General features: G+C 69.2%; 2 protein-coding genes. Both read left to right on the top strand.

Annotated elements, in window-relative coordinates:
• Positions 1-318 precede the first annotated feature (318 nt).
• Positions 319-4,203, top strand: coding sequence for a phosphoribosylformylglycinamidine synthase (purL, locus tag B9Y64_RS04810; RefSeq protein ID WP_100439683.1), 3,885 nt, complete (start codon positions 319-321; stop codon positions 4,201-4,203).
• 439 nt (positions 4,204-4,642) lie between these two features.
• On the top strand, positions 4,643-11,830 hold the full coding sequence (locus B9Y64_RS04805) for an ESPR-type extended signal peptide-containing protein (protein WP_100439682.1): 7,188 nt from the start codon (positions 4,643-4,645) through the stop codon (positions 11,828-11,830).
• Positions 11,831-11,914 lie beyond the last annotated feature (84 nt).

Raw genomic sequence — 11,914 nt, 5'->3', positions numbered from 1 at the left:
AGCCCGTTGCGAAGCAACGGGATCCGACCCCGTGCAGTTCCGGCAGATGGCGGAGATCTGTCGGAGGCGGGGTGGTGGGGGCTGGCAGGACCGTTGGCGCCATGGATGGCGCCATCGAGCCCCCAGGGATGGGTTTACGGCGTGTCCTGCTGGCCCCCACCGCCCCGCCAGCTCACGTATTGCCTGCTGTTGCTTTGGCCTTTGGGGTTGCCGGCCAGCGGCCGGCACTACCGCGGGTGCCGGGCGCCGCCCGGCCAAAGCCCTTCCCCCGCTTCCGGTACAATGTCGGGCCCGTTTCCCAACTACGGTTCCCCGGACATGATGGTCCTCGAGGGCGCGCCCGCCCTGTCGCCGTTCCGCCGCGAACGTCTTGAATCCCGCCTGCAGTCCATCGCTCCCTCCCTGCGCATCAGCGGTGCCTGGCACGTCTACTTCGTGCAGCCCGAAGGCAGCGCCTCCCCCGACTTGGCCACGCTGTGCCGCATCCTCGAAGCTGCGCCGCAGGCCGAAGCCGTGGCCGAAGGCGCGGTCAGCCGCATCGTGGTGCCGCGCCTGGGCACGCTGTCGCCGTGGTCGAGCAAGGCCACCGAGCTGGTCCGCGGTGCCGGGCAGCCGGTGAGCCGGGTCGAGCGTGGCCTGCGCATCGACGTGCAGGGCTGGCCGGCCGATGCCGCCGCCCAGCAGGCGCTGGTGAAGGCGCTGCACGACCCGATGACGCAGTCGGTGCTGGAGACCGTGGAACAGGGTCAGGCGCTGTTCTCGGCGCCGGCCCGTGGCGAACTGGAACGCGTCCCGGTGGACCAGCTGGAGGCCGCCAACCAGCGCCTCGGCCTGGCCATGGCCCAGGACGAGATCGACTACCTGCGCGAACGCTTCACCGCGCTGGGCCGCGCGCCGTCCGACGTGGAACTGATGATGTTCGCGCAGGCCAATTCCGAGCACTGCCGCCACAAGATCTTCAACGCCAGCTGGACCATCGACGGCCAGGAGCAGGACCGCTCGCTGTTCCGGATGATCAAGAACACCCACCAGCAGACCCCGCAGCACACGCTCAGCGCGTACAGCGACAACGCCGCGGTGATCGAAGGTCATCCGGCGTCGCGCTATCGCCCGGACCCGGCCAGTGGCGAATACCGCCGCGAGCCGCAGGTACCCAGCGCCTTCCAGATCAAGGTGGAAACGCACAACCACCCGACCGCGATCGCGCCGTTCCCCGGCGCGTCGACCGGCAACGGTGGCGAGATCCGCGACGAAGGCGCGACCGGCCGCGGTGGCAAGCCGAAGGCGGGCCTGTCCGGTTTCTCGGTCTCGCACCTGCGCATTCCCGAGCTGCCGCAGCCGTGGGAAGCGCCGCGCGCGCTGAACCCGCGCATGGCACCGGCGCTGGAAATCATGACCGACGGCCCGCTCGGCGGTGCTGCGTTCAACAACGAATTCGGCCGCCCGAACCTGCTCGGCTACTTCCGCAGCTTCGAGCTGCCTGAAGGCGCCGATCTGGTGCGTGCCTACGACAAGCCGATCATGCTGGCCGGTGGCCTCGGTGCGATCGATCGCGTGCAGGTCGACAAGATCCAGCTGCAGGCCGGTGACGCGGTCATCGTGCTGGGTGGCCCGGCAATGCTGATCGGCCTGGGCGGAGGTGCCGCCAGTTCGGTGGCGTCCGGCGAGAGCGCCGAGGATCTGGACTTCGCCAGCGTGCAGCGCGACAACCCGGAAATGGAGCGCCGCTGCCAGGAGGTCATCGACCGCTGCGTGGCGATGGGTACCGACAATCCGATCAAGTTCTTCCACGACGTCGGTGCCGGTGGCCTGTCCAATGCCATCCCCGAACTGCTGCACGACTCCAAGGTCGGCGGTGTCATCGACCTGGGCAAGGTGCCCACCGATGATCCGTCGCTGTCGCCGATGCAGCTGTGGTGCAACGAGTCGCAGGAACGCTACGTGCTGGGCGTGGCCCAGGAGCGCCTGGCCGAGTTCGCCGCGCTGTGCGCGCGCGAGCGCTGCCCGTTCGCTGCCGTTGGCGTGGCCACCGCCGAGGAACACCTGGTGGTGGCCTACGGTGCCGTGCCGGGCCACACCCCGGCCGATGCACCGATCGACCTGCCGATGGATGTGCTGTTCGGCAAGCCGCCGAAGATGCACCGCGACACCGCGCACCCGCCGGCACCGCGCTGGCCGGCGCTGAAGACCGGTGGCCTGGACCTGCAGGAAGCCGGCCTGCGCGTGCTCGCGCACCCGACCGTCGCCTCGAAGAACTTCCTGGTCACCATCGGTGACCGCAGCGTCGGCGGCCTGACCGCGCGCGAACAGATGGTTGGCCCGTGGCAGCTGCCGGTGGCCGACGTGGCGATCACCCTGGCCGACTTCGATGGCGTGGCCGGCGAAGCGATGTCGATCGGCGAGCGCACCCCGCTGGCCCTGCTCGATGCTGCTGCTTCGGCACGCATGGCGGTAGGCGAAGCGCTGACCAACCTGTGCGCGGCCCCGGTCGATGCGCTGGATGAAATCAAGCTGTCCGCGAACTGGATGGCTGCGGCCGGCCACCCGGGCGAAGACGCGCTGCTGTACGACGCGGTGAAGGCGGTGGGCATGCAACTGTGCCCGCAGCTGGACATCAGCATCCCGGTGGGCAAGGACTCGCTGTCGATGCAGGCGCAGTGGCACGACCAGGGCGAAGCGCACAAGAGCGTGTCGCCGGTGTCGCTGGTGATCTCGGCGTTCGCGCCGGTCGCCGACGTGCGCCAGCAGCTGACCCCGCTGCTCGATCGCGACGTGGACAGCGAGCTGTGGCTGATCGGCCTCGGTGCCGGCAAGCAGCGCCTGGGTGGTTCGATCCTGGCCCAGGTGCATGCCGACCACGGCGACCTGCCGGCCTTCGCCGGTGCCGCCCCGGACCTGGATGACCCGCAGCGCCTGCGTGGCTTCTTCGAGCTGATCCGCGATGCGCGCCAGTCCGGCCTGCTGCTGGCCTACCACGACCGCAGCGACGGCGGTGCCTTCGCCGCGCTGTGCGAGATGGCCTTCACCTCGCGGCTGGGCCTGGACATCACCCTCGATGCCTGGGGCGATGATCCGTTCCGCAGCCTGTTCAATGAAGAACTGGGCGCAGTGGTGCAGATCGCGCGTGAAGACCGTGCCGCGTTTGCCGACCTGGTCGAACGCCATGCACTGACCGAATGCGCGCAGCGCATCGCCAAGCCGACCACCGCACCGGTGGTGCGCGTGTCGCTGGCCGGCGAAAACCTGGCCGAATGGCGCTGGGAAGCGCTGTTCGACGCCTGGTGGTCGGTCACCCACGCGATGCAGAAGCGCCGCGACAACCCGGCCAATGCCGATGCCGAGCGTGACGTCGCCCGTGCCTTCAACGCACCGGGCCTGAAGCCCAGGCTCAGCTTCGACCTCAACGAAGACGTGGCAGCGCCGTTCATCAGCACCGGTGCGCGCCCGCGCGTAGCGGTACTGCGCGAGCAGGGCGTCAACGGCCAGATCGAAATGGCCAACGCCTTCGAACGTGCCGGCTTCCGCGCCTTCGACGTGCACATGAGCGACCTGATCGAAGGCCGCGTGGCCCTGCAGGATTTCACCGGCCTGGTGGCCTGTGGTGGCTTCAGTTATGGCGACGTGCTCGGTGCCGGCCGTGGCTGGGCAACCTCGATCCTGGAGCGTAGCGCACTGCGTGATGCCTTCGCCGCGTTCTTCGCGCGCGAAGACAGCTTCGCGCTGGGCGTGTGCAACGGCTGCCAGATGATGAGCCAGCTGAAGAACATCATTCCGGGTGCCGAGCACTGGCCGCAGTTCCGCCGTAACGCCAGCGAGCAGTTCGAAGCCCGCACCGCGCTGCTGGAAGTGGTGGAATCTCCGTCGATACTGCTGCGCGGCATGGCCGGCTCGCGCCTGCAGGTGGCCGTGGCGCATGGTGAAGGGCAGGCCGTGTTCGACAATGCGGTCGACCAGGCCGCCGCCCGTGTCTCGCTGCGCTACATCGATGGCAGTGGCGCGGTCGCCAGCCAGTACCCGCTGAACCCGAACGGTTCGCCGGACGGCATCACCGGCCTGACCAGCAGCGACGGCCGCGTCACCATCATGATGCCGCACCCGGAACGCACCCCGCGCGCGCTCAACCTGAGCTGGGCACCGGCCGAATGGCAGGGTGATTCGCCGTGGATGCGCATGTTCCGCAACGCACGGGTGTGGTGCGGCTGATCGCATCGTTCCGCGCAGGCCGCAATGCCACCGCGTATGGAGAAACCCGCCGCTTTGCCGGCGGGTTTTTCTTTGCGCGCGTGAAACCCCTGTCGCGCCCGCTAGTTACATCGGTTTTCATGCGCCAGTCTTTCGTCACGCATATCTAACAAAATACTTTCATAAACACGTGAAATGGTGAACTGCTTCACGGCAATAGGATTTGTCGTGTCAAAGTCTTGACGATCTGCAAAGTTGCCGTTAACACTTGAACCCCGTTTCAGAACCATTCATTCCGCAGTAACCGCTCGGCGCACGCGCTCGGTTTTCTGTCGCTGCGCGCCGTTCGGCAATACCCCGCAGTAAATCACGCGAATAAACGCCCCCAGGGGACGTTGGGCCAGAAGGCCCGGCGGTGGCGTTGCTTTGCCCAAAACCAGTCCAATCAGGAGCCGTACCGATGAATCGGATTTATCGCAAGGTCTGGAACAAAGCATTGGGTCAGTTGGTGGTGGCCTCGGAACTGGCCTCCTCCGACAGCAGCGGTGGTGTTGTCGACCAGCGCCGCGATACGACACAGGCCACGCCCGCCCTGTTGGCGGTGGCACTGGGCCTGGTATTGGGATTGGGCATGAGCGGCTCCGCGGCTGCACAGTCGGTGCAGATCGGCGGCAGCGCCACCTGCGTCGCATTCAGCGGCAAGCTGCTGGAAAAGTGCCTGATCGAAGGCTCGGCCAGCGCCAAGGGCAGCAATGCGGTGGCGATCGGCAGCAACAGCAGCGCCACTGCCGCCAACAGCGTGGCACTGGGCGCCGGCTCCAAGGCCACCCGCGCCAACACGGTGTCCGTCGGCGATGCCGGCAAGGAACGGCAGATCACCAACGTTGCTGCAGGCACCCAGGCCACCGACGCGGTGAACAAGTCGCAGCTGGATGCGCAGGCGCGCGCCACGCAGGCCGCGCTGGCGGATGTCGCCGCAGATGGAAACCGCTATTTCAAGGCCGATGGCGCGGGTGATGACAGCGACGCGGCGAAGATCGACGGGCAGGGGGCGGTTGCAGTGGGCGCCGGTGCACAGTCGTTGGCCAATGCCACGACCGCCATCGGTACTCAGGCGATTGCCGCTGGCATCGGTGCCAGCGCGTTCGGCCAGGGTGCTTTGGCGATCGGTGATGCCAGCGTGGTGGTTGGCCAGAGCGCGGCCGCGTTTGGCCTCGGCGATACCGCCGTCGGTGCCAGCGCCTATGCCGCCAGCGAAAATGGCGCAGCCACTGCACTGGGGGCGTTGTCCGAAGCAACCGCCGATGGCGCCACTGCCGTGGGTGGCGGTGCCGTGGCGATGGGCCCGGGCAGTACCGCACTGGGTCGCGGCGCTACCGCCGCAAACGAAGCCTCGATCGCGGTGGGGGCGTTCAGCACCGCCGTGGGTGAATACAGCACCGCGCTGGGCTCCAATTCGGCGGCGGTCGCCACCGGCAGCGTGGCGCTCGGCGCCGGCTCGCTGGCCGACCGTGTTGATACGGTGTCGGTCGGTGCCGCCGCGTATGGGCTGACCCGGCAGATCACCAGCGTCGCTGCGGGCACTGAAGATACCGACGCGGTCAATGTCGGCCAGTTGAAGGGCGTTGCCGCCGTGGCCGATGCCACCGCCAAGCGTTTCCAGGCCAACGGCAGCAGCAACAGCGATGCCGGCGCACTGGCCGAAGGTGACGAGGCACTGGCGGCCGGCGAGGCGGCCAATGCGATCGGCAACGGCGCGACCGCCGTGGGCGCCGGTGCCAATGCCATTGCCCAGAACGCCACTGCGGTCGGCAACAACGCGTTGGCGTCGGGCCAGAACAGCGCAGCGTTCGGCAACAACGCGCAGGCCAATGGCCCAGGCAGCGTTGCCGTGGGTGGTGCCGCGGTCGATGCGGATGGCAACCCGCTGATCACCAGTGGCGGCGTGCCGGTGGAAACCGGCGCCACCAGTGCCGGCGTCGGCGGTACCGCGGTGGGCGCGAGTGCCGATGCCGGAGGTTTCGCGGCGTCGGCCTATGGCGTCGGCGCATATGCGGCCGGCGCGCAATCGTCCGCGTTCGGTGCGGTCGCCAACGCCATCGGTGACTACTCCACTGCGCTGGGTACGCAGAGCAACGCCACCGGTACCAGCAGCGTGGCCATCGGTGGCCCGGCCGACCTGATTCCGGGCCTGGGGTTCTTCGTGCAGACCCAGGCCAGTGGTGAAGCGGCCACTGCGGTCGGTGCCGGCGCCATCGCCAGCGGTGATCGTGCGGTGGCCAACGGCAGCCTGACCGAAGCCTCCGGTGCGGAATCCACCGCCGTCGGCTACTTCGCCTATGCCCCCGGCGAGAATGCCAGCGCGTTCGGCGCGCAGACCTGGGCCAGCGGCGCGCAGAGCACCGCCGTCGGCTACTACGCCACCGCACGCGGTGCCAACAGCGTTGCACTGGGCGCGAACTCCGAAGCCGTCCGCGCCAACAGCGTGGCGGTCGGCAGCGCCGGCAACGAACGGCAGATCACCAGCGTTGCCGCTGGCAGTGAAGCCACCGACGCAGTGAACAAGGCGCAGCTGGACGCCGTGGCCAGCACCGCCGACAGCACCGCGCGCTTCTTCCAGGCACAGCCGGAAGAAGGCAGTGATGCCGGTGCGTTGGCCGAGGGCGAAGGGGCGGTGGCGGCCGGTTCGTCAAGCAACGCGATCGGCGCCGGCGCGGTTGCGCATGGTGCAGCGGCTTCGGCCATCGGTGACGATGCCGTGGCGGTGGGCCGCAACAGCAACGCCAGCGGAAATGGCGGAGTTGCCATTGGCGGCCTCGGCCAGGCCTACGACGAGTACAACCAGCCGATCATCGGTGCAGACGGCACGGCGCAGCAGGTGGGGACCACCGCGGTCGCCGACGCTACCGCGGTCGGCAGCGGTGCACAGGCCACCGGTGCCGCCAGCAGCGCGTTCGGCAATGCCGCCAAGGCCAGCGGAGACAACAGCTTCGCGGCCGGCGGCAAGTCGCGTGCGACCGGCGGCTACGCGGTCGCGGTCGGCGACAGCGCCTTCGCCAGCAGTGACGACAGCACCGCCGTGGGCGGCTACAGCTGGGCTACGGCCAGCGGCGCCAGCGCCTTCGGTTCCGGTGCCTGGGCGACGGCCACCAACGCTTCGGCATTCGGCAATGCCGCGTGGGCCAGCGGAAGTGGCGCGACCTCCATCGGCTACAACAGCTGGGCCAATGGCGCCAGCTCCACTGCGGTCGGCCGTGGTGCCTTCGGCTATGGCGACAACAGCGTGGCGCTGGGCTTCCAGGCGCTGGGCAACAGCCTCAACAGCATCGCCATCGGCACCAACACGGTGGCCGGTGGTGAAAGCGCGATCGCCCTCGGTGCCGGCAGCAACGCCAGCGCCAACAACGCCGTCGCACTGGGTGCCGGCTCAGTCGCCAACCGCGCCCGCAGCGTTTCGGTCGGCAGCACCGGCAACGAGCGCCAGGTAACCAACGTCGCTGCCGGTACCCAGGCAACCGATGCAGTGAACAAGGCGCAGCTGGATGCCGTGGCGGGCGCAGCAGCCACCACCAGCCGCTTCTTCCAGGCCAGCGGCAACGGTGATGATGTGGCCGGTGCACTGGTCGACGGTGACAACGCGCTGGCCGCTGGTGATGCGGCCAACGCCATCGGCAACGGTGCCACCGCACTCGGCAGTGGCGCCAACGCTCTGGCCAGCAATGCGCAGGCGCTGGGCTTCAACGCCCTGGCCAGCGCCGCCAACGCCAGCGCGGTCGGTGCCAACGCGCAGGCTACCGGTGAATACGCCACCGCGCAGGGTGCGGAAAGCGAGGCCAGCGGCGAGCAGAGCGCGGCGTTCGGCGCAGCCAGCATCGCCAGTGGCGCCGGCAGTACCGCCAGCGGTGCACTGTCCGATGCCTCCGGCGAGGAGGCCGTGGCGGTGGGTTACTTCAGCAATGCCAGTGGCAGCGGCTCCACCGCGGTCGGCAGCGAAAGCGTCGCCAGTGGCACCGCGTCGGCAGCATTCGGCATCGGTGCCGAAGCGACGGGCGGTTACAGCACCGCCATCGGTGGCTATGCGCAGGCTTCGGCGTTCAACGCCACCGCCTTCGGCAATTTCGCCAATGCCTCCGGTTCCAACAGCGTGGCGCTGGGTGGTGATTCGGAAGCCTCCGGTGCCTACAGCACGGCTACCGGCCAGGGCAGCCTGGCCACCGGCACCAACAGCGTTGCCGTCGGCGGTTCGCTGTTCGGCGTGCTGGCCACCGAAGCGTCGGGCAACTACTCCACCGCCGTCGGTGGCGGCGCATGGTCCGGTGGCATCAACAGCACCGCGCTGGGCAACGCCGCTGAATCGCGCGCTGCCAACAGCGTGGCGCTGGGTGCCGATTCGATCGCGGACCGTGACAACACCGTGTCGGTAGGCGGTGGCGGCAACACCCGCCAGATCACCAACGTGGCCGATGGCACGCAGGGCACCGACGCAGTCAACAGAAACCAGCTCGATGCGGTTGCCGCAGCTGCGGCGAAGACCAGCAGGCAGTTCCAGGCCAGTGGCAACGCCGATGGTGAAACCGGCGCGCTGGTCGAGGGCGACAACGCGCTGGCAGCCGGTGATGCGGCCAATGCCATCGGCAACGGTGCCACCGCACTCGGTAGCGGCGCCAATGCACTGGCGGCCAACGCCACGGCGGTCGGCATCGATGCGCTGGCCACCGGCAACAATGCTGCAGCACTGGGCAGTACCGCACAGGCCACCGGCGAAGACAGCCTGGCGCTTGGTAGCGGCGCCAGCGCCAGCGAGCTTGGCGCCAGCGCGGTGGGTGCGCGTGCGCAGGCCAGCGGTGCGTACAGCACCGCAACCGGTACCGAGTCCAACGCCAGCGGTACGCAGGCACTGGCCAGCGGCTTCCGCAGTGCCGCCTCGGCCGATGGCACCACCGCCGTAGGTGGCTATGCCGAAGCCAGCGGCCGCCTCGGTACCGCCCTCGGCTACGGCTCGGCGGCCAGTGGCGCCAACACCACCGCAGTGGGCTTCGGTGCCGCTGCAGCCGGTGCCGGTGCCGTGGCAGTGGGTCAGTCCAGCGAGGCCAGTGGCGAGGAGAGCGTGGCCATCGGTGGCAGCACCTTCTTCGGCCTGATCCCTTCGCGTGCCAGCGGCACCGGTGCCGCGGCATTCGGTGCCGGTGCATGGGCGACCGAAGACTACGCGACCGCGATCGGCTGGAATTCGTGGGCGGCCGGCGGCAGCGCCACCGCACTGGGCGCCAATGCCACCGCCAACGGCAGCAACAGCGTCGCCCTCGGTGCCGGCTCCAAGGCCGACCGTGACAACACCGTGGCCGTCGGCAAGGCCGGTGGCGAACGCCAGGTGACCCATGTCGCAGCCGGCAGCGAGGCCACTGATGCGGTGAACAAGGGCCAGCTGGATGCGGTAGCCAGCGTCGCCGACAAGACCAGCCGGCAGTTCCAGGCCAGCGGCAATGCCGATGGCGAGGCGGGTGCCCTGGTGGACGGTGACAACGCACTGGCTGCCGGCAACGCGGCCAACGCCATCGGCAACGGCGCCACCGCGCTGGGCAGCGGCGCCAACGCCATGGCCGTCAACGCCACCGCGGTCGGCGTCGATGCCCTGGCCACCGGCAACAACGCGGCGGCACTGGGCAACAACGCACAGGCCAGTGGTGTCGACAGCGTGGCGGTGGGCAGCGGTGCCAGCGCCAGCGAACTCGGTGCCAGCGCCAGCGGCGCCGGTGCCCAGGCCAAGGGCGCCTACAGCACCGCCAGTGGTGCACAGGCCACGGCCAGCGGTACGCAGTCGCAGGCAAGCGGCTTCCGCGCCAACGCCTCGGCCGATGGCGCCTCGGCGCTGGGCAGCTACGCCGAAGCCAGTGGTCGCCTGGGTACTGCGGTGGGCTACGGCAGCAAGGCCACTGGAGCGAATGCCACCGCGGTGGGTGTCAGTGCCAATGCTTCGGCGGCCGGCAGCATCGCACTGGGCGCAGGCTCGGTGGCCGATCGTGCCAATACCGTGTCGGTCGGCAGTGCCAGCAGTGATCGTCAGATCACCCGTGTCGCTGCTGGTACCGAGCGCACCGATGCGGTCAATCGTGGACAGCTTGATGCGGTCGCGGCGACCGCCGACGGCACGGCGCGTTACGTCAAGGCCACCGGCGCGGGCACCGCCAGTGCCAGCGGCAGTGACGCCAGCGCGATCGGTTCGGCTGCCTCCGCCAGCGGCGCACGCAGCAATGCGCTGGGTGCCAACGCGATGGCCATCGGCAATGGTGCACTTGCACTGGGTACCAGCGCCGGTGCGTCCGGTGCGAATTCGGTAGCGCTGGGTGCGGGCTCGCGCGCGTTGGATGCCAACGTGGTGTCGGTGGGCGGTGGCAATGGCACCGATGGCCCGGCAACGCGGCGGATCGTCAATGTCGCCGACGGCCGCATCGGCGCCGGCAGCACCGATGCGGTCACCGGCTCCCAGCTCAATGTCACCAACCAGCGGGTGGGCGCGGTGGAAACCCGCGTCGGTGATTTCGACTCGCGCATCGCTACGGTCGAGACCACGGCGGCCAGCGCGGTCGGCTATGACGACGCCAGCCGTGATCGCCTGACCCTGTCCGGTTTCCAGGGCACCACCATCGACAACGTCGGTGCGGGCAGCATCGCCGCCGGCAGTCGCCAGGCGATCAATGGCGGGCAGCTGTTCCAGTCGCTCAGTGATGCCGCCAGCTTCCTCGGCGGTGGCGCCAGCGTCGGCATGCAGGGTGTGTTCGTGGCGCCGAACTACGTGATCCAGGGCGCGACGTACAGCAACGTTGGAGATGCGCTGGGCGCGCTGGACCGCAAGGTCAGCGAGATCGACCGCCGCAGTGCCGGTGGAACGCGTGCCGGCACGTCCAGCCTGCGCGCGATGAGTGCATCGCTGGATGACACCTCGGCCAGCCTTGCCGACGCAACCGCAGCTGCCGATGCCGCACCGGCCGCGGCAACTGCGGGCAACGCACGCGTGCAGGGCACGCCGACGGTCGCTGCGGCAGGGGCGGGCATTCCGGTCGGCACCCCGGCGACGGGCATCAACGCCGTTGCCATGGGCGACGGTGCCGTGGCCAGCGGCGCTTCGTCCACGGCCATCGGCCAGGGCGCGACTGCCACAGCAGCGAATGCCGTGGCGCTGGGCCAGGGCTCGGTTGCCGATCGTGCCAATACGGTGTCGGTGGGCAGCGAAGGCAACGAGCGCCAGGTCACCAACGTCGCCGCCGGCACCACCGCTACCGACGCCGTCAACAAGGGCCAGCTGGACCGTGGCATGGCGACGGCGAACAGCTATACCGACAGCCGCGTCAAGGCCGTCGCCGACAGCTTCGATGTGTTCAAGGGCGAGATCGATGGACGCCTGCGCCACATGGATCGCCGCATCGACCGCCAGGGCGCGATGAGCGCGGCGATGCTCAACATGGCCACCAGTGCCGCCGGCATCCGCACCCAGAACCGGGTCGGCGTCGGCATCGGTTTCCAGGGCGGCGAATCGGCGCTGTCGCTGGGTTACCAGCGTGCGATCAGCGATCGCGCCACGGTCACCTTCGGCGGTGCCTTCAGCAGCGACGACAGTTCGGTCGGCGTCGGTGCCGGCTTCGGCTGGTAAGCCACTCCATTGCGCCGGCGGCCACCCACGCCGGCGCCGCACCTGCAATGAGGGCCTGGGGGGAGGTCACGGCAATCCCGGCTG

It is taken from the genome of Stenotrophomonas maltophilia (assembly GCF_002799245.1).
GTDB lineage: Bacteria > Pseudomonadota > Gammaproteobacteria > Xanthomonadales > Xanthomonadaceae > Stenotrophomonas > Stenotrophomonas maltophilia_S.
This window is presented reverse-complemented; position numbering and strand designations above follow the sequence as displayed.